Origin of the sequence: Robertmurraya sp., assembly GCF_036676585.1 — a bacterium.
Lineage (GTDB): Bacteria > Bacillota > Bacilli > Bacillales > Cytobacillaceae > Robertmurraya_A.
The window spans coordinates 1-19,407 of sequence record NZ_JAKFCQ010000088.1 but is presented as its reverse complement, the minus strand read 5'-3'; the positions used below and the strand labels follow the sequence as shown (position 1 = coordinate 19,407).

General features: G+C 33.7%; 16 protein-coding genes and 1 tRNA gene. 9 read left to right on the top strand and 8 right to left on the bottom strand.

The annotated features are described in order from the left end of the window. Nucleotides 1-1,791 carry an ABC transporter ATP-binding protein gene (locus ACGLXV_RS12640; protein WP_391558893.1) on the top strand — a complete coding sequence of 597 codons (1,791 nt, stop codon included), beginning with the start codon at nucleotides 1-3 and terminating at the stop codon, nucleotides 1,789-1,791. A gap of 39 nt (nucleotides 1,792-1,830) precedes the next feature. Here ACGLXV_RS12640 and ACGLXV_RS12635 read toward each other — a convergent pair whose 3' ends face one another. Then, on the bottom strand, nucleotides 1,831-2,001 hold the full coding sequence (locus tag ACGLXV_RS12635) for an aspartyl-phosphate phosphatase Spo0E family protein (RefSeq protein WP_119707638.1): 171 nt from the start codon (nucleotides 1,999-2,001) through the stop codon (nucleotides 1,831-1,833). A gap of 278 nt (nucleotides 2,002-2,279) precedes the next feature. On the opposite strand from ACGLXV_RS12635, the gene ACGLXV_RS12630 reads away from it, so the two are divergent. The 3 genes from ACGLXV_RS12630 to ACGLXV_RS12620 all read left to right on the top strand — a co-directional run bounded on the left by ACGLXV_RS12630 (nucleotide 2,280) and on the right by ACGLXV_RS12620 (nucleotide 4,113). Next, nucleotides 2,280-2,987 carry a cytochrome c biogenesis CcdA family protein gene (locus ACGLXV_RS12630; protein ID WP_391558892.1) on the top strand — a complete coding sequence of 236 codons (708 nt, stop codon included), beginning with the start codon at nucleotides 2,280-2,282 and terminating at the stop codon, nucleotides 2,985-2,987. A gap of 171 nt (nucleotides 2,988-3,158) precedes the next feature. Beyond that, nucleotides 3,159-3,518 (top strand): response regulator, encoded by a 360-nt coding sequence (locus ACGLXV_RS12625; RefSeq protein WP_119707640.1) that lies wholly within the window; start codon nucleotides 3,159-3,161, stop codon nucleotides 3,516-3,518. 121 nt (nucleotides 3,519-3,639) lie between these two features. Continuing rightward, entirely contained in the window at nucleotides 3,640-4,113 is a 474-nt protein-coding gene (locus tag ACGLXV_RS12620) for a CcdC family protein (RefSeq protein WP_391558891.1), read from the top strand. 77 nt (nucleotides 4,114-4,190) lie between these two features. On the opposite strand, the gene ACGLXV_RS12615 is transcribed toward ACGLXV_RS12620, so the two are convergent. After that, nucleotides 4,191-4,616 (bottom strand): DUF2621 domain-containing protein, encoded by a 426-nt coding sequence (locus tag ACGLXV_RS12615; RefSeq protein ID WP_391558890.1) that lies wholly within the window; start codon nucleotides 4,614-4,616, stop codon nucleotides 4,191-4,193. A gap of 110 nt (nucleotides 4,617-4,726) precedes the next feature. On the opposite strand from ACGLXV_RS12615, the gene ACGLXV_RS12610 reads away from it, so the two are divergent. Together ACGLXV_RS12610 and ACGLXV_RS12605 are read left to right on the top strand one after the other, a co-directional pair. Further along, nucleotides 4,727-5,533 (top strand): P-loop NTPase family protein, encoded by an 807-nt coding sequence (locus ACGLXV_RS12610; RefSeq protein ID WP_391558889.1) that lies wholly within the window; start codon nucleotides 4,727-4,729, stop codon nucleotides 5,531-5,533. A 118-nt stretch (nucleotides 5,534-5,651) separates the two neighbouring features. Continuing rightward, nucleotides 5,652-5,748 (top strand) — tRNA-Sec (locus tag ACGLXV_RS12605). Between the two features lie 1,298 nt (nucleotides 5,749-7,046). Here ACGLXV_RS12605 and ACGLXV_RS12600 read toward each other — a convergent pair. Then, nucleotides 7,047-8,132, bottom strand: a complete 1,086-nt coding sequence (locus tag ACGLXV_RS12600) for a hypothetical protein (RefSeq protein WP_391558888.1) — start codon at nucleotides 8,130-8,132, stop codon at nucleotides 7,047-7,049. Between the two features lie 589 nt (nucleotides 8,133-8,721). On the opposite strand from ACGLXV_RS12600, the gene ACGLXV_RS12595 reads away from it, so the two are divergent. From ACGLXV_RS12595 to ACGLXV_RS12585, 3 genes are all read left to right on the top strand, one after another. Further along, nucleotides 8,722-9,924 (top strand): hypothetical protein, encoded by a 1,203-nt coding sequence (locus ACGLXV_RS12595; protein ID WP_391558887.1) that lies wholly within the window; start codon nucleotides 8,722-8,724, stop codon nucleotides 9,922-9,924. A gap of 34 nt (nucleotides 9,925-9,958) precedes the next feature. After that, a complete protein-coding gene (locus ACGLXV_RS12590) occupies nucleotides 9,959-11,110 on the top strand; it encodes a DUF6376 family protein (RefSeq protein WP_391558886.1) in 1,152 nt (383 codons plus the stop codon). 412 nt (nucleotides 11,111-11,522) lie between these two features. Continuing rightward, complete coding sequence (locus ACGLXV_RS12585; RefSeq protein WP_391558885.1) at nucleotides 11,523-12,875, top strand: DUF4062 domain-containing protein; 1,353 nt, start codon at nucleotides 11,523-11,525, stop codon at nucleotides 12,873-12,875. Between the two features lie 287 nt (nucleotides 12,876-13,162). Here the strand turns inward: ACGLXV_RS12585 and ACGLXV_RS12580 are convergent, their stop codons facing one another. The 5 genes from ACGLXV_RS12580 to ACGLXV_RS12560 all read right to left on the bottom strand — a co-directional run bounded on the left by ACGLXV_RS12580 (nucleotide 13,163) and on the right by ACGLXV_RS12560 (nucleotide 18,664). After that, nucleotides 13,163-13,723 carry an ATP-dependent DNA ligase gene (locus ACGLXV_RS12580; protein ID WP_391558884.1) on the bottom strand — a complete coding sequence of 187 codons (561 nt, stop codon included), beginning with the start codon at nucleotides 13,721-13,723 and terminating at the stop codon, nucleotides 13,163-13,165. 366 nt (nucleotides 13,724-14,089) lie between these two features. Further along, complete coding sequence (locus ACGLXV_RS12575; RefSeq protein ID WP_391558883.1) at nucleotides 14,090-14,716, bottom strand: SRPBCC family protein; 627 nt, start codon at nucleotides 14,714-14,716, stop codon at nucleotides 14,090-14,092. Nucleotides 14,717-15,058: 342 nt separating this feature from the next. Next, nucleotides 15,059-15,439 (bottom strand): DUF6262 family protein, encoded by a 381-nt coding sequence (locus ACGLXV_RS12570; protein ID WP_391558882.1) that lies wholly within the window; start codon nucleotides 15,437-15,439, stop codon nucleotides 15,059-15,061. Then, complete coding sequence (locus ACGLXV_RS12565; protein ID WP_391558881.1) at nucleotides 15,432-17,525, bottom strand: tyrosine-type recombinase/integrase; 2,094 nt, start codon at nucleotides 17,523-17,525, stop codon at nucleotides 15,432-15,434. Before ACGLXV_RS12565 ends, ACGLXV_RS12570 begins: the two co-directional genes overlap by 8 nt. After that, entirely contained in the window at nucleotides 17,522-18,664 is a 1,143-nt protein-coding gene (locus ACGLXV_RS12560) for a tyrosine-type recombinase/integrase (protein ID WP_391558880.1), read from the bottom strand. Before ACGLXV_RS12560 ends, ACGLXV_RS12565 begins: the two co-directional genes overlap by 4 nt. Nucleotides 18,665-19,407: the final 743 nt, after the last annotated feature.

Here is a 19,407-nt window from a genome sequence, read left to right as displayed (position 1 = left end):
ATGGAAAATCAGCAATTATCAGAAGGGAAACAGCAGTGGAAAGTATTAGTTCGGCTCCTCGCCTACGCAAAGCCTCACATGAAAACGATCGTGTTGGCATTTTGTCTCCTTATACTTACAACCATTGGAGATATACTTGGTCCTATTTTAGTAAAAGTATTTATTGACGACTATTTAAAGCCTAGAAACCTTTTGTTTGAACCGCTATTTATGCTAGGTGCTGCATATTTAGGTATTCAAATTTTCAATGTCATCATCTCCTATTTTCAGCTCTTAAAATTTCAAGAGATTGCCTTGAAAATTATTCAAGAGATTCGTATTGATATCTTCTCTAAGATCCAATCACTTGGATTGAAATTTTTTGACAAAACTCCAGCAGGGAGCATTGTATCAAGAGTGACAAATGATACCGAAGCGATTAAAGATATGTTTGTGACGGTGTTAGTAACGTTTATCCAAAGTGGGTTCCTCATTACGGGTATTTTTATTGCAATGTTTATTTTGGATGTTAAACTAGCATTGTTTTGTTTAGTCATTCTTCCAGTGATTTTTTTCATTATGAGCTTGTACCGAAAACTAAGCTCGAAATTTTACCATGATATGAGGGAGCGTCTAAGCCAGCTGAACGCAAAGCTTAGTGAATCGATTCAAGGCATGGGAATTATTCAAGTTTTTCGTCAGGAAAAAAGAATCCGTGAAGAATTTGGAGTGACCAATGATAAGCATTTTGCTGCAGGCATGAGAAATATAAAAGTAGATGGCTTGCTTTTGCGTCCTGCGATTGACCTTGTGTATGTTGGCGCCTTGATTATTGTTCTGAGCTATTTCGGTATTTCATCATTTGATAGTCCTATCCAAATAGGAGTGTTGTATGCGTTTGTTAACTATCTAGATCGTTTCTTTGAGCCGGTAAACAATATGATGATGCGTCTTTCTTTATACCAGCAGGCAATTGTCGCAGCTTCTAGGGTATTCAACGTTCTTGATGAACAGGAGTTATCACCTTCACAAAAGGAGACAGCAAATAAGATTCAAGAGGGTGAAATAGAATTTCGTAATGTCAGTTTTTCATACGATGGAAAAAGAGATGTTTTAAAAAATATTTCCTTCACTGCAAAACCAGGTGAAACGGTCGCCCTTGTTGGTCACACCGGAAGTGGTAAGAGCTCGATTATTAATTTAATGATGAGATTTTATGAATTCGAAAGAGGAGATATTTTAGTGGATGGGCATTCCATTAAAGAGTATCCCGAAAAAGAACTTCGGACAAAAATGGGGCTGGTTCTTCAAGATCCTTTCTTGTTTTTTGGATCCGTCGCGGATAATATTCGCTTGCATAATGAGAAGATGAGCATGGAAGAGGTAGAAGCAGCTGCGAAGTTTGTTCAAGCACATCCATTTATTGAGAAGCTTGAGGGAGGATACGAGCACCAAATGGTGGAAAGAGGGTCTACACTATCAAGTGGACAACGCCAACTTATAGCCTTTGCTCGAACAGTAGCAGCTAATCCAAAAATATTAATATTGGACGAAGCGACGGCCAATATTGATACGGAGACAGAAGAAGCGATTCAAGAGGCACTTGCACGTATGCGAAAAGGTCGAACAACGATTGCCATTGCCCATCGTTTGTCAACCATTCAAGATGCCGAACTCATATTAGTGTTGCATCAAGGGGAAATCGTCGAGAGGGGTAGTCATCAGGAACTGCTATCACTAAGAGGCTTGTACTATAAGATGTATCTTCTGCAAAATAATTTAGCCGATAGAATAGAGGATGTTGTTAGCTAAAAAATAAACAGCTTGAGTTGCTTATAGCTCAAGCTGTTTTTAATAAGTGGGAACCTTTTTTAAAAAGATACGGTTATATTCATTTAAAAGATTGTCCAATTCCTGACTGTAATGAAGGGCAGTAGAAGAATTCAGTCCACTGATCATAGCGATCTCGATTAGCTCCGCTCGTTTCTTTTCAATGAGTGCTAAAAATTCCTGTTTTGACAATTCTGTTTAGTCCCTTCCAAATAAAATCCAAATCTTTCGTGAAACTATATACATAGTATACCCAAGAAATAGGAGAATTTCAAAAGAAAAAATCTAGAAATAGACAATTTTGTTTGGTGATTAACATTTTTTCAGGGTTCTTACATACAGATATATGGAGTGAGGAGCTTGCCCAATTTCTTTTCCCCGTCACAGAATGTTCAAATATTAATTGTTATCTTTTCTATTTATCTTTTGATAGAATAGACAAGAATGATTATTATTAGGAGTGGTTACATTTGACCGATGTAAACGTATTTATTGCACTTGGAGCCGGCTTTTTGAGCTTTATTTCTCCTTGTTGTCTTCCTTTATATCCTGCCTTCCTCTCGTATATTACTGGTATGTCAGTAGGAGAATTGAAGACGGATAATGCAATGCTACAAAGACGCAGCTTATTACATACATTGTTTTTCTTAGTTGGATTCTCCATTATCTTTATTGCCATCGGCTTTGGAAGCTCCTTTATAGGTGAGATTTTTGCTGGCTATCAGGATCTCATTCGTCAATTAGGTGCCATTGTCATCGTCTTTTTTGGTTTCGTAATCGTTGGTATTTTGAAGCCGGAATCGTTGATGAGGGAAAAAAGATATGAATTTAAACACCGTCCGTCAGGATATTTTGGTTCGGTTTTAATAGGAATTGCTTTTGCAGCAGGCTGGACGCCTTGCACGGGTCCCATTTTAATGTCAGTAATTGCCCTGGCAGCGACTAATCCTGGCTCGGGAATGGTATATATGATTGCTTATATACTTGGATTTGCCATCCCATTTTTCATCCTATCTTTCTTTATTGGAAAATTACAATGGATCAAACGCCACAATGTTTTAATAATGAAAATTGGTGGCTATATTATGATAGTAATGGGAATCGTCCTATTTTTTGATTGGATGACAAAGATTATTATCATGTTTACCAATTTGTTTGGTGGGTTTACAGGCTTTTGATTTAGGACTCTTTCTGTTATAATAAATAGGAAAATAGTCTTGAAATATTTCGAGGATTCTGTCGATAATAGTCGAAATATTCTTTTTGTCATTGATTGTAAATTTCGTTATATTTAAATATGTGTTTGATTAGAGATAAGATTCTGTTGTAGTGTTGAGGGGGTAGCAGCGATGGCAAAAATATTAATCGTAGATGATGCAAAATTTATGAGAATGACCCTTTCAGACATTCTAATTCGAAATAACCACGAGATCGTGGGAGAGGGCGAAAATGGCAGAGAAGCAATCGCTCTTTATCATGAACTACAACCAGATTTGGTTACGATGGACATTACAATGCCTGAGATGAGTGGCTTAGAGGCCATGAAAGAAATCAGACAGAACTACCCGCAAGCAAAGGTCATTATGTGTTCTGCTATGGGCCAACAGCGTATGGTCGTAGAAGCGATTGAAGCCGGAGCAAAAGACTTCATTGTAAAGCCCTTTGATGAAGGAAGGGTAATTGAAGCAGTAAATCGTGTATTAAGCTAAATATAATAGATGCTGACTAGTCGTTAATAGTCAGCATCTTTATTTATAAAAAAACTTATTCTGTTCCAAGCGTATACGATATAATGATAGGGAAAATATTTTTAGATTGGGATGAAAGAATATGAACAACATGGTTGTTGTGTCATCAATAGGGGCAATTGGTATGGCAATGTTGGCCATGTTCGTCCGTATGAAGGCGGCTAAAAAACCAGCAACGGCAAAAAAAATCATACTGCCTCCATTATTTATGAGTACTGGTGCACTTATGTTTGTTGTTCCGATGTTTCGAGTGACATATTTAGAATTGTTTGAAGCGATGGCGGTTGGACTAGTCTTTTCTATCTTGTTAATAAAAACTTCTAAGTTTGAAATACGTGAAAATCAAATATTCTTACAACGCTCACGTGCATTTGTGTTTATTTTGTTCGGACTCCTCGTGTTACGTATCATTCTAAAGTTACTATTAAGCTCTACGATCGATTATGGGGAACTAAGTGGAATGTTCTTTATATTAGCTTTTTCCATGATCCTTCCGTGGAGAATTGCTATGTATCTTCAATTTAGAAGGTTCCAGGAAAAGCTGAAAAAATTATGAGGTTGCGAACGTCAAATCGTAATGGATTTGGCGTTTTTGATAAAATAAAAGACCGCTTTTATGTAAAAAGCAGTCCTTTAAAATAAGTGTTGATATGGCGCCATATCAATTTTATTTTCTGCAAGCTTCTTTTTCAAAAATTTATGGTCGCGTTTTGGTGTTGCTAAAATATATCCTCGAATCACGAGCTCCTCGGTAATCGAAGGACGTTTTTCCTCTACGGCTAGCTCACCAATTTTCCCAGCAATTTTTTGACGAGCCACATCGCGGAAAAGTTCTGGCACAGGGCTCACAAGATCTTCAAGAAGATCCTTCTCTGGCTGTTGCCAAAGATGACGAGTCTCACTCACAAAGTGCTCCTCCCAATCGAGGACAGACTTTCCATCTTCAAGAGGCATTCTTTTTAAAAACTTACGAAACATAAAAAATCCACCGATTGCAAACGAACCGATTAGTATTAACACCCAAAAGATAATAAATAGAGAAAACCAACCATTTAACATAAACTCCCACCTACAAAACATTATTAATACTATTATTATAGCCAAACTTCTAGCAGGGAGACAAGACGAAGGTTTTGAAAGCGGTTCAAAAATGGGAAAAGGAGAACAGAATGACGAAATTATATATATTTGAAGGAGTTCCTGGTTCAGGAAAAACAACCAGTGCCAAATGGTTAGCAAGTAGATTAGGAGAAAGTGCAAAACTATTTTTGGAAGGTGATCCGGAACATCCTGCTGATTACGAGTCTGTCGCTTGTTTAACTGAGAAGCAATTTGATGAGGTTGAACAAGAGTGTCCTTCGGTTCGGGGGATGGCCATTCGAAAAGAAGAGAGATATTACATTTCATACGCGAGTCTGTATGGAAAAGATACAGAGTTATTTAAGCGATTAAAAGCTTTTGATGTGTACGAGCTTCCTGTTGAAGACTACTTGGAGGTAGCCTTGGAAAAGTGGAAGGAGTTTGTTGAACAAGCAAAATCTGGAGTCCATGAGTACATATTAGAATGCTGTTATTTACAAAATCCTTTTACATTTTTACTAGCAAAACATAATTGTTCAAAAGAAATTATTTTCAATTTCTTAAATAAGATAACCAATGTCATTACGGACCTCGATCCAGTAATCGTTTATTTTGAACAGGATAATGTAGCAGAGAACCTGGAGAAAATCAGGCAGGAACGTCCTGTTGAATGGTTTGATTTTATAACCTGGTATTACACAGGTCAGGAGTATGGGAAAGAAAGGGGACTGTCAGGGGTAAGTGGAGTGCTGGCTTTCTTGGAGGAGAGGAAGTACTATGAAAAGGAGTTTCTCCGTAGTGTGCCGGTAAGATCATTGATTATAAACAACACGAATGCTGATTGGGGAAATATTCATAATCGACTTGCTATAAAATTAGGCTTAACAGTAAAGTAGTTTGCACGTGGTATATTAGGATAAACTACTTGAAAAATAGAGTTAAGTGCTCCATAATAGAAACCGTGTCGTAAACTGTTGTATATAAATCAACAATTATGAACACGGTTCTTCTTACGGGGCTGATTGGGGTACTGGTGTCCTCCACGGTCTTCAAAACCGCTTGTGTCCTGCGTGCCAGGATAGCTGGGTTCGATTCCCAGGCAGTCCCGCCAATTCAATAATATCAAGGGTTCACGCGAATTCAGTACATACATAGGACCAGAGGGCACTCGGTCTTTTTTTATTGTCAGGTGCCCAAAAGGTGCCATTAGGTTTTTTTACTCTTTACGATTTTAATATTAAAAGCAAATATACACCCAAAAATCGTCAGTGATCGATTAGGCCATTCTAAGGTCTTTGATTTAGTAAATTTCATCAACCTCTGTGATACATCGCATCGTTGATTCAATTTCCTCAATCAATCCCTTGAGAGAAACTGCACACAGCACAGATGTTCTTCCACTTCATTATTTTTCTTGTCGGTTTCGGCTTTCAGCCAAAACCATACTCGAAAAATAATTCGTTCCAGAACATCTGTGGCCTAAGCGTATAATCCAAAGTCCAGTGTCACGACCAGGTGAACGTAACTAACAAATGTCCAGATACGCTCGAATCAAATATAGATCGTAATCAATATCTCATTAGAACATACCATTTCATTGGCATCCACCATGTTACGGACGCAGGTGTATCCCCACGCAAGTCGATGCCTCCATTACATCGACCCATCTCTTGGTTTCATTTCCCAAGTTCACTCGCTCGTAAGCTCGTTAGACCGCCACGCTATTATTTAACGACCTTGTGTGTCGCTTTCCCCAACTGCCGGGGTTAAGCTTCGGTACAGTGGGCTGTTTAGACCCAAAAAAATTCAACACTGACGATTAACCTTAAACGACTACTTAGACACCTACATATTATAAATTTTTTAACTAATCATTTTTTAATTTCCTCCTAGATTTTTTTGTTTTTGGTTTCCTATCACTCTCCTTATTTAATAACTACATTTTCAACCGTGCCTCTGTACAACTTCTGGGAACTTAGAGAACTTCGTTCTTACGTTTCTAAAGTAATAGGTCTTCCATTTTTCTGTATTCAACATCACCTCCTCAAAAGGTAAATTGTATTTTTGTGTTAAGTTTTTAAGTTTAATGACTAATGACAAAGCCATTTCCTTTACTTTTTTATAGTTGGCCTTTGCTATCTCGTTTTTCAGAGCCAAGATTCTATTCACTTTCCCCAGTAAATAGGGTAATAATATGCCTATAAATTATAATGAGAAAGTTTACTTTTTTGATTAAAATATAAAAAAAGCAGCAGATTAACTCTGCTGCTTTTGGAGCTTTTTTAACTCCGAGAGTATCTTAGAAATATACTCATACTCTGAACGGAAATCTTCTTTTTCCTCTGTTAAAGAAGTTCGACGTTGTAGTTGCATTATGTTAGGGAAAACTTCATTCGTTTTTAAATCGAATCATATATATCCTTTTAAAATATTATTTTCATTTATAGTTTCCGGAAACTTAGAAGGTCTTACATCTTTAAAGGATTTTAACTCCTTATTTAATACATTTTTTTTAATTAATTCTATTTCGGAAAAGCTATCGGTTGCATCAAATTTATGAACCTTGTAGTTTTCTTTTGTTAATTTATTTATTTCCCTTATTCTTTCAATCGATTTCATTGAACGTTCAATGTGTCCTATTAATTCTTCTTTCTTTCCCATAAGCTCTTGATATTCCCTTTTGGTTACGTTGGCGAAAATTAATTTAACTTTTAAATTTTGACTCATTGTTTCTTCTAAGAACAATTTATATTGATTTAAGTATTTTTCTACTGAGCCCAGAGTGACTCCACCATCACCATAGTTAGAGTTATACCAGGCGTGCAATTTTTGCAAATATGAGATCGTTACTTTATATATTTTCTTTTTAATTTCGTCTAACAGTTGTTCTCTTTTTATATATTCTTGAACAGTTATGTGATAATCAGAGACTATACCCGGATTTTTCTCCATCTTCCAATTGCATTCTTCAAGCTTATCTGAATAAACTCTATGAAATTCTCTAGCGGCAAAATCATAGTAAAAATATAGAAATTTTTGATAACCTTTGCCTTTAATGTTGTTCGAAGTTTGCGGAAAACGAATGTCGCTTCCGGTACGTATAATTGGAAGTCCCGACACCTCAACTTTTACTAATCCTAGTGGTTCAATAATTAACTTTGAACTTCCTGTTATGTAAAATCCTCGTTCCGGGAAACAATCATTTACTTTCTTTTGAAATAGTTGGACTTGAAATTCTGGTAATTTCCTTTCATCATAAGACGGAACCGTAATTTCATAGACTCCATCTTTTTTTTCATAAGTAATATGTTCTGATACAACATTAAATTCAGCTTTTATCGGCATTTGATACGCGAGTTCATTCATATCTTTCTTATTTGCAACTATAGGCCCTAAATCAAATATAGATTTTATGGCTGCATCTAACACATCTTCGGGGCTATTTTCTATAATTTTTTCTATATCAAACAGTTCATTAATACCACATATATACACCTCCTAGAAATCTCACATATTATATTCTATTTGTTCGTTAAATCAAGGTTTTGAAAAGGAGATCTAGAATACTAAGAATTCGAAAGGGGAGATATACTTTCTTCTATATACGGCCAGAACTCTAAAATAAGTCTTATATTTCTTCTTGTTGAATAACAGTAAAAGGCATCTACAGCAAAAATATACTGAAACCCTTTTTGATTAATGGAATAGTGTAAAGAAGTAAAAAGGTAGCGGAGTATTTATATTTATAGGGAAAAGGTAGGGGAAAACAGAGCAGGGACATTAAGAGGTTTTCTTGCTTTTAGGTAGGGTGCAGTCCTAATTAAATAAAGGGATTCTTAGGGGGGAACATAGGGATTGGGTTGGATAGGATAAAAAATTCTTCTTAATGATATTACTGTTTCCCATATTAAAATGTTATTGTATATTAAAATAGTACTATAGGAAAATTATACATAGGAGGAAATACTTATCAAAAATATTTAAGAGTAAGAGATTTATAGGTTTAGATTAAAAGGTATGACTCACCTTGATAACAATTTAGAAGTCAAAATGCTATATTATTACAACTAAAAAGAGGGTTTATATGTTAAAAATCGTAATTGCTATTTTATCTTCTTTAGCTATTGGAGTTGGTGGCTATTTAGGTTACCAAGAATATGTAGAAGCTAAACAAGAAACAAAAGTAGAAAAAAAGGATGTAATCAAAACTAAAACGGAAGAAGTAAAAGAGGGTAATTTAGATAAAAGCGAAGTACAAACTATTCTTCAGACTAATCTAGATTCAATTTTTGGAAAACTAAATGAATTAGGTGATGAAAATAATTGGGGAAATGCCAATATAGCTGATTTCGAAATTGTAAAACCTGAAATCGCTCCATTGGTCACTCCTGAATTCGCAGATAAGACATTAAAGACGTTAGTTAATGACTATTATTGTGAATGTGATTATATTTTTAAGCCTCAATTCAATTATGAAGTGCAGTTCAAATTTGAACAGCCTGAAGAAAACAAATTAGTTATTTCGGCTTTGAATTCAGCGAATGAAATAGAAAATATGGGAACAGCTTGGGTTTTCGAAATGATTAAAGTTGAAGATTGGAAAATGAATAAATGGTCTTCAGAAACTCTTGATGGAAAAGATGTTCAGTTAACAAAAGAAGATGCTGAAAAATTACTTAAAAGTGAATCTGAAACACCTGAATTTATAGAAGAATATGAATCGAAGGAAGCAGCAGGAAAAGCATATTTATTTAATATAAAGAGTTCGAATAACGAGCGTTTGGTAGCTATAAGTTCAAAGGATACTAAACTGGTGACGGATTATGCAGTTGAGAAAAAGGATGATAATACCAAAACAAACAGAGTAGAAACTATCCAAGTAACAAATCTATATGAAGAATTTTATGAGAAGATGAATTTCGGAAAAACAATAGATGAACTAATCACTGAATTTGGTCAACCAATTTCAGAAAAAGAACTGTCAAATGATTTCACTCTTGAATATTCAGATGCGGTCTATACAATTTCTAAAGTGAGTAATCAAACTTACAAAGTGGAGATAATAGGAGAAAAAGCATCTAGTTATTACAAAAATTTTGATGAAGTTATTAAGGCATACAATCCAGATCCAGTTTATGCTGAATATTTCGACGAAAAAACTAATGACGCAAATGGTTTTCATTTAACATTAGATGATGGATATAATAAATCTCACATCTTTACATCTAAAAATGAAAATGGCACACCAATTAGTTCAGTTACAATACAATTACTTGAATTTAGATAGGATTAGTTTTTAGGTAAGAAAGAGGTGAATTATTTTGAACGAGTATGATGTTAGGAATAGGGAGAAGAAATATAATAATTCCAAAAGTACGTGGGAAAAAGTTCAAATTGAGAATGAATTAAAGCGAGAAGGCTATGAAAGGCAACCTGGCTGGGGAAAATGGGTTTTTGAGAAAAAGAAAAATAATAATGGTTATGAATCAAAACCATTACCTGTTCATCCAGAAAGATTGACACCTAGTGTTTTACTTTTAATAGTTATTGCTGCGTCATTACTAATGAATCCTTATATATCTATAGTTTATGCTTTGTTATTTCCATTCTATTTACTAATTTTCATAAGAGATAAAATTTTAAAGGATATCCTTTCTTTAATTCCATTATATATATTTTTAGGGTTGTGGGTATTAGCTATTTTTCCTTTGCGTTTTATACCTGGGGCTTTAAAAAGAATTTACAATATCCACTTTTTCTCATTATTTTATTCAGGTGTTGTTCTTTTCTATGGCTTTAATAGATATAACGAACTTAGGATTGAAAATAATAGAGGAATTTTTGATGGTATTTTTTCATACAAATGGTTTTCGTTATTAAATTTTGATCAAAAAGCATTGATTTGGAGTGTTCCTATTTATCTATTATTTATGATAGGTATTCGATTCTTTGATAAAAGAACAGCTACAGAAATTATTCAATCCGAGAAAGAATCAATTAGTGTAAATTGGAAAAAAATATCAATAGCAATATTGCTAATCCTACCGATATTGGTTTCTTTAAAAAATTGGGACCCAATCGAGAGTGTTTTTACAGGGAAAGACTATGTAAATCAGACAGTAATACATATTAATGGTTTGAAAAATTTAGAGAAAGATTTGCCGATATTGGCAAAAAAAGCTGAAAATGATCAGGCTGCTTTGCAAGAGTTAGAAAAAACTTTAAGAGAATTAAAACTAAATATAATAAATTTCAATGAACAAAAAACCTCAACACTATTTGGTGATTTGCCAAGTGAAATCAAAAGGAGGAACAACTTAATTATGAATGAGTTAGATAATTATTTGGTTCTAGTTGAAAATAACAATCCTAGATTATTAGATCAAACACAATTGATGCAAAACATCCATTATTTGACAGAAATTCTTGATGAAAATAATAATATTAAAGAGGATTGGAAAGATTCTAAGTAGATATTCCTAAGTATCAGTCCCCCCATTTACCTATATCTCGCCTATAGGAAGGATGGGTCTCTGAATAACCATTCAGCTGGAGCCGGGCATTCCTATAGTTGTTCAATAAGGAATATGCTTAAAAAGATTGTTGTGAATAAATGTTCTTATACTAACGGGTAGCTTAACTTGAATTCACTGCAAACTTGTGAATCGTTTCGTAAGAAGTTAATAAATTTTAATACTGTATAGAGTGGTTATATTCTATTATAGAAATCGAGAAAAAAAGGCTTAAAGTAATTGTAAAGAGTGTTTACTTCATATTGATAGAGTTATAAAACAAACTAAATGTTTATTTAATAAAAAAGGTTATAGAAATGGTACATTAAAAGATATATTTGCTGTAGTACTGGTAGCTGGGTGGAGGTTCTTTATGGATAAAAAATATCAGGTCTTTATTAGTTCTACATTCGCCGATCTTCAAGAGGCTCGTCAAAAAGTAATGGATACAATTTTGCAACTACATCAAATTCCTGCAGGGATGGAGATGTTTCCTGCCTCTGACGATGATCAGATGACTCATATAAAGTCGGAAATAAATAGAAGTGATTATTACATCTTAATTTTAGGGCATCGTTATGGTTCTATGTCTCCAGAAGGTATTAGTTATACAGAGATGGAATATGATTATGCTATTGAACAAGGAATACCTGTTTTAGCGTTCATAATAGATGAAAATGTTCCTGTGAGACCAGCTGATTTAGATGCTTCTACAGGTGCTAAGAGGAAATTAGAGAAGTTCCGTACTAAAGCACAGCGTAGTAAGTTGTGTAAGTATTGGAGTTCTCCAGAAGATTTGGCTACAAAGGTTTCTACGAGCTTATCACATTCTTTTACTATTAATCCTCGTATTGGATGGGTTAGGGGAAATCAAGCTGCTTCGCCACAAGTAGCAGAGGAGTTAGCTGCTTTAACGAGGGAAAACAGACAATTAAAAGTCGAACTAGAGGGTTTAAGAGTTGTAAGGAAACCTTCAATACTGGTTGTAATAAATGATTTAGAAGTAATTGAATTAAAATATATTCAGGTGTCTCCAAGATTCCTAGAGGAGCCAAAGAATCTTCTTAAGGAAGATGTACCTAATGAGTATCTAAAATTTATACGTGATAAAGATATAGATGACTACAATTCTTGGATTCCAAAAGGAATTGAAGATGTAAAAGAGTACAATGAAAAACTAAATCTTTTTGAAAAGGTTAATTCTACTGGGTTAGAATTTCAATTAACTTTGACTAATATAGGTACAATTACAGCTAACAATATTTATGTAGATATTGAGTTTCCTAGTTCTGTTACTGTTTTAGAGGGGAAAAAAGTGGACTTTTCTCAACCAGCTGTTCCTTCTTTAAAGCTTAATCCATTAAAAATGGCAAAAAAACTTTTCGAAAAGGAGCAGGCAAACAATAGCTCTGTACTAAAAGAGGGCATTTTTTCAACTTTGGGTGGAATATCTGGATATGGATTAAAAAGCACTACGAACCTAGTAGGGGGTAATCATTTTATTACTACTCATAGTTCTCCGAAAAAATTCTATGCAGATTTAGAGGGTAATGAAATTACGGTTGTATGTGATTCATTAATTCATACGAGAATGAGGACTACTTCAGATTCATTTGTTTTAATACCAAACGAACCAGGGGAATTTGAAATTAAAGTATCTGTAATTTGCGAGGAATACACGCAACCTGAAGAACTCATTATACCAATAATAATAAATGAAAATTAAAACAGCAGAGTGGTTCATATCTAACTCAACGGTCTTACAAGACACCATTAATAGCACAAAGCCTTTGCTACACAGTACAATGATTACTGTGGATTATGACTACAGCTATTTTCTAACTTTGTGAAATAATGTATTTAAAGTAAATGGGGCTTTAGTTAAAGAGTTTTATAATAGTATAGGTTCTATTTTCTGTTTAAGGCTAAAAACAACCAGATCAAGTTTCTGGTTGTTTTTATTTTATATAATCCACTTTTGAAACGAAGGAATCCTTAATAATCCTTTTTTAGTTAATTCTCTATATTTAATTTGGCACTTGATTGGTTCAATCTTAGTAATTTGTCCGTAGTTTCGATTACTTTTTTGTTTTTATATAATCTTATTCTATCTTCGTGGGACATAAACTCCATAATCCCTAGATACATACCATCCATCGAAGATAAAACCAATCCAAATTCATCTTTTCTTAATCCTGTGATCACCACATCTGAGTATTGATAATTAATAACTTTTAACCAATCGTAGCTGCGTTTATTAATCTGATAGAAGGAATCACTTCTCTTTAAAACAATTCTTTCTAATCCTTGTTCCTTTATAAGATCAAAATATTGTACACCAAACCCTTCAATAAACTGGGAAGTCACAATGTGTTTGTGCGAAATGTCCAATTTAAGAAGGAGATTCTTACGCTCTTTAAGGCTTAATCCAGCAACTTTTTCACCGTTGTAATAGATTATATCGAATACGCAAAATTGAATGAAATGATCGGATTTCTTGGACATAAAACGCTCCATAACGTCCTCGAATATAGGTTTTCCAGTATTGTCCGGGACAATTAGTTCTCCATCCAAACCGTTCCATTTGGTAGATTGAGATTGAGATCGCAAAGCTCAGGGAACTTTGCTGTTACTTCACTCTATATCAAGACCCAAACGTAAATTATCCCTAAAAAATAAAGGGTTAAACATATTATACATATACAATATGTTCAACCCTTTAATCATTAACTTTCGTCTATTTAGTCCTTATTAATATTAACTTCAGACCTTTTCTTCCTAGAGTATTTATAGATATTAAATCCAAAAATAACTATCAACATAAAAACAAGTACTTCAAAAGGTACTGAACTATGAAGGACTGAACCAGATAAGTAACTACCCAAAAATAAACCTATTAGTAGCCAACTAACATTATTAATAATTATCTACTCCTTTTTATTAAGGTGTACAAGAGGCTGGTACAGGTTGTGTACTAAAAAATTTACCACTCTCATTTATACTTTGAATTACATTTCTATTTACATTTGTCCATACAGTTGTTTTATTAAAGTATGGATAAGCTTGGCATTTATACGCATATCTCCATTGCTCTACCGTATAGTATAAAGTTGTTTGAGTTCCATAAAAAAATGCCACTACTCCTGTAGCCCAACCAATAGGATTATTTCCAGCAGCCATTGCTAAGATCGATGCTGCAGCACCAGCAGAAGTTGTTAATAGATTGATACTATAGTGCCATTTACCCATATATGTTCCACCAGTTGGTACTGCATTTATTGAAAGGTCAGTATTCTCTTTCTCAATTATTACATTTGTCTCCACACCATTAACTAAGAAGATGTCTCTGTCCGGGAGATATTCAACAATATCACTTAATTTTCCGTTTAGTTCAACTTCAACTATTATTGATCTATCTGAATATACAGTCTTATTAAAAGTCCAGAGCTCACCAGGTTTTATTTCAGCTTCTTCTGTAGTAATACTTTCAACTTTTTTCTCAGAGTTCTTTTTAGGTGCTTTTTTTATTTGACCTTCATGATTACTGGTATTGGCCAAACCATTCATTGGAATAAATACACCCATTGTACTAATAATAAGCGAACTAACAAAAATAAGATAAAGTAGCTTTTTCGTTAAATCCCTCCTTTTCGTAATGTTAAATTTTATGACAGTAAAAATGAAATTACCACAATTTTCTAATTTTTTTACTTTCTAACATTTTGTTTGCTTTCTTATGAAGAAAGGGAATCCATTATTTAAATAACTAGGTAGTTGATTGAAACTAGTAATCAGTGTCTCTTGATAATATGTAATAAAAGGAACTCACTCTTAATATGAAAAATTCCTCATATTAATTATAAACGCCAGGATAAACCTGACGTTTTGTTATTATTTTTATTTTACTGACTAGACTTTCTTATAGACCTCTGAATATGCGACTTTAAGCTGTTTCCTCAAGTCAGTGTTTTCAGTCTCTAGCTTTTTTACCCTTCGTCTTAATGACTCTATTAACGCATCCTTGTTTTCTTTAGTCATTTGCCGTCGTATTTGTTTTTTATTACTTGTTTTGTTTTGCTGTTGTCTTAAATTTTCAATCCGTTCCCGAAGGTTAGGGTGGTTATATAGAGTCGCTTTTGCTACTCCCGCTTCATTTGCAACGCTATTAAAATTAATGTACTTATTGGCTCTCACGAGCCGTTTTATAGCTTCATCAACTTTTTGAGTGGTGGCAGCCTTACGGTTCTTATGTACTAGTTTTAGATGTTCTTTGAGGTCGAAATTAGACATTATTTTCTTCCCGCTTCCGTTTTAGTCTTTCTAGTCGTCCAAATATAATGTGTCCGCCCTCGATAGTGGTTAAAATACTTGTATATCGACTTAAGTTCTTTTTATTCTTTTCTGCAACATCCACTCGCCCACGCTTTTCTAAGGCATCAATCGTCTTTATAGTTGTTTTAATCAATAATTCATATTTCTGTTTGTCTAAATCAGAAAAACCAATCGCTAGGTCCTTACATGGACTTCCACCGTTACAAGTTAAGCAAGGAGGTTCTTCTGAATAAGGACAGTTACCATTTATTCTTGCGTGGCAGCTTCCATATGGATTATCAATAGCGTTTAATTTATGATCACGCCATAACATTTCGAGTATATCTGTTGGTATTTCTCCATCTGGACTAATTTGTTTCATTTGGCCATTCATATCGAAGCTAAACAAACCCTGTTTCATAGCTTCTTCAAATACTCTTCGCTTGGTGCTATCTAATAATTTTGCGTACCGGACAGTCATTTCAGGAGAGGCATGAGCTAATAGTTCCTGAACTGTCAGTATATCAGCTCCACTATTTAACATTTTAACTGCATATGTGTGTCTGAACTGATGGAATCGAAAATGATAAATTTCGCCATTATCATCCAATATTCTTCGAGATTTCGCAAGATCGTTGAGTTTTTCACTTATCCAATTGTTTGAAAAGGGACGACCTTTTCTTACTCCTCTGAACCTAACAAAGATAAATCGATTTGGGTTGTTTTCTTCATTGCTATTCCTTTTTGATTTGTCTATTAACACAGCAAGAATATCTGCTAGTTCGTCATCTATAGGTACAGAGTGATCTTGTACATTTGTTTTGGAAATATCCGTTACTAATTGATATTTTCCATTCAATTTGACTAAACAGTCATGGTTAAGTCTTAAAGTATCAGAGATTCGCAAACCTGTTTTGAATGCTATCCAAATAATCGGTTGTACGTCCTCATGAAGATAACTTAAATTTTCAAATAACTGCTCTAATACACTATCCGGGATAAAATTCACTTTTTCTGACCTTCTTTTATATTTGGGTTTATCTTCTGGAAAAATAAGTACCCTAATATCTTTTTCTGGTGCTAAATCCGAATGAACCTCTTGTAATCCCTGAAGAAATTTTTTAACTGCTGAAACTGATTTTATTATATGGTGCCTCGAATATGTTACTCTTTGTTTAATCTTCACCTCCTTATTTAGTTTCTCTAGGTATTTTTCAATATGACTTCGATTTAACATGACCAAGTTGTTCCAGTCAGGTTCCATAGTAAAAATAAAATCCAAAAATGGAGGAATAAAACTCATATAGTTTCTAGCAGAACCCCATGTCAAATCATTTGACAATAAGCGACGTTTTAAATATTGTTTCGTTTCCTCACGGAATCTAAGATTCTTAATAACTGTAAAGTCAATTGTAGTATGACTTGATGCTTGATTAAAATACACACCATACTCTTTATACAGATTTTTAGCCTCCCAAACATCTTTTTCCCATTCATCACGAAAATCTATCAGTTTATTAAGCTCGGTAAGAAGATTTGATAAGTATTTAGCTTGTGGAGACTTAACTTTATACCCGTCCCGTTTGCTAATGTAAGTGGTTGATATTCCGTTCTTCTCTAACCAAAATAGCCACTCTCGGTTTGTCCTATCAATACCTAAATCAAATAAAGAGTTTAGATTAGGGTGTTTTTCATTTATAAATCGGTTAAATAGTTGAATGTTATTTGCTTGTCCAACAAACATAGTGTTCATAGTCCATTCATCTCGAAATATTTTTGTATATACAAAAAATTTAATTTCTAAATTTATTAGCTCGCTTATAAAGGGAAAATGTATTGTTTTTCTGTTAAACGTAGGTTTTTCTAAATAAAGTTTAAACTGAGAAATGGTACAGAAAAAATCGATATGCCAAGAATTCTCATATAAAAAATATGGATTATTGATATTCTCTTTTTGCTCATTCCCATCTTCATTAATATTTCGATTTACATACGACGATAGTTCATTTCTCATATAATCGTATATACTTTCAAAACCATGAATCAATAAAGGATTAGTACTCATTTCATGTTTCCTCCGGGATTATTATTTTTGTAAATCTTAAAAGCACCTTGAGCTTTTTCCCAATTATTTCGGATATCTTCTTTGGAAGGATGAAGGTACAGATTGATGGTTGTTTGTATATTGCTGTGACCTAGCCGTTCTTGAACTTGTTTAATATCACCAGTTTGATTGTAATAAAGAGTTGCATGCGTATGGCGAAATAGGTGGGGGTGAACAGAGATGTTGCACTTTTTCCTTAATCGTTTAAAGAGAGCTGATACATCTTGATAATCCATGCCCCGTCCTGCATTTTTTCCACGTAATTTTATAAAAACAAAATTCTTATGAATATCCATTTCATCTAAGATTTCGTATAAATAGTCATCATACAAATCCATTAATTCTTGCGAAATATATATTTCTCTTTCCCCTGTCTTCAACCTTGCTCCATTATCTAATTCTCCCCGATCAACTAAACGTATCCGATGACCATTTTTATGATCAAAAACGAAGTCCTCCAGATAGAGAGAAAGTAGTTCTCCAATCCTTAGTCCTGTTTCAAACAGAGTTTGTAAAAGCAACATATCCCTAATGTTACTAGTTGCTTTAATTAATTTCTGTACCTCCTCCTTTGTTAATGGTTTAATTTTTCTCCTCTTCTTTTTAATTTTCAAAATGTTCTTCTGTACCAATTTATTTTTATTCACATGGTAAAGGAAATCTTTATATTTTCTATGTCCACCAGTAAAAGACTGTTTCATAACTATATCCTCAACTGCTATATCCATTTCCTCATTGCGATATAAATAATTGTAAAAGCCTTTAATTGCAGTAAGGATAATATTTATTGTACTTTCTGTCTTTCTTGCTTTGGCGGGGTACAGAGGTGTAGCTTTTAGATTTACATGGGGATTTCTTAACCATGCTATAAACTCAACCAAATCCTCTAATTTAATCATCTTGTAGTCTAAGTTATTTTGTTTCAAGAAAACAAAATATTGTTTTAGTGCATAGCAATAGGTTTTTTGTGTATTTGAACTTTTTTCTGTAGCGTCTAAGTACTTTAAGTATTTCATTACAGGAATAACTGGAATTCCCTCTCCATCTACAAGTATGTATCTTTTTACATTATTATCTAAGTAAATCTCCTGAACCTTCATTCACTTCCCACCTTGGCTTTATAATTAATATTATTTTTAATGTATTATTGGTTAACCTCCCATCTAGACAAAGTATAGTAAACATAGTAGACATATTTTATAAGGACCATTTAACAAATTTAATATATTAAAAAAAGAGAATATATGCCCTTATAATAGACATAATATCCTCTTAAAATATTACTATAGTTAATCATTATTATGTCTCGTATACAAACGGACCTTATCCTGGAACTTGGTCCATATTAATCTAATTCCATCCAATTTTAACTATCTCCATAATATTGCACAAAAATGTTTTGTACAAAAATAATTGAGTGATAGATTATCAGAAAAGGATTTTAGAGTTTTTTTCCAAAATATGAATGTACATAAATCAACAGAATGATATTATAGGAAACATGACATATCCAATATTAGCGACTTTTGACAATATTGTACATAAATATCATTCATTGGAGGACAAATGGTCAATTTAAAACCGACAACCATAACTACTCTACAAATTTTAAATCTATTATGATTCCTGTTTGGATTGAATGGGGAACCTTGAGCGATGGCAAAGTCATTAAAAAGAAGTTTGCCGTGATTGCTTTAAAGAATCCTGTGGGGCAGCATGACTGACATCCACCTCATGGAAAGGTTGGACGAAGGAATTTGAGAGCGAAGACTCTGTGAGGCATGGGAGGGTTGACCTCCATGAGAAATGTGGACATCCACCAGTGCGATCATATTTTGACTCA

Bases quoted from the DNA above. Each gene is read 5' to 3' on its own strand.
- ACGLXV_RS12610 (WP_391558889.1), top strand. From the start codon at position 4,727: ATGACGAAATTATATATATTTGAAGGAGTTCCTGGTTCAGGAAAAACA.
- ACGLXV_RS12595 (WP_391558887.1), top strand. From the start codon at position 8,722: ATGTTAAAAATCGTAATTGCTATTTTATCTTCTTTAGCTATTGGAGTT.
- ACGLXV_RS12575 (WP_391558883.1), bottom strand. From the start codon at position 14,716: ATGAATGGTTTGGCCAATACCAGTAATCATGAAGGTCAAATAAAAAAA.
- ACGLXV_RS12640 (WP_391558893.1), top strand. From the start codon at position 1: ATGGAAAATCAGCAATTATCAGAAGGGAAACAGCAGTGGAAAGTATTA.
- ACGLXV_RS12560 (WP_391558880.1), bottom strand. From the start codon at position 18,664: ATGAAGGTTCAGGAGATTTACTTAGATAATAATGTAAAAAGATACATA.
- ACGLXV_RS12620 (WP_391558891.1), top strand. From the start codon at position 3,640: ATGAACAACATGGTTGTTGTGTCATCAATAGGGGCAATTGGTATGGCA.
- ACGLXV_RS12625 (WP_119707640.1), top strand. From the start codon at position 3,159: ATGGCAAAAATATTAATCGTAGATGATGCAAAATTTATGAGAATGACC.
- ACGLXV_RS12570 (WP_391558882.1), bottom strand. From the start codon at position 15,439: ATGTCTAATTTCGACCTCAAAGAACATCTAAAACTAGTACATAAGAAC.
- ACGLXV_RS12615 (WP_391558890.1), bottom strand. From the start codon at position 4,616: ATGTTAAATGGTTGGTTTTCTCTATTTATTATCTTTTGGGTGTTAATA.
- ACGLXV_RS12585 (WP_391558885.1), top strand. From the start codon at position 11,523: ATGGATAAAAAATATCAGGTCTTTATTAGTTCTACATTCGCCGATCTT.
- ACGLXV_RS12565 (WP_391558881.1), bottom strand. From the start codon at position 17,525: ATGAGTACTAATCCTTTATTGATTCATGGTTTTGAAAGTATATACGAT.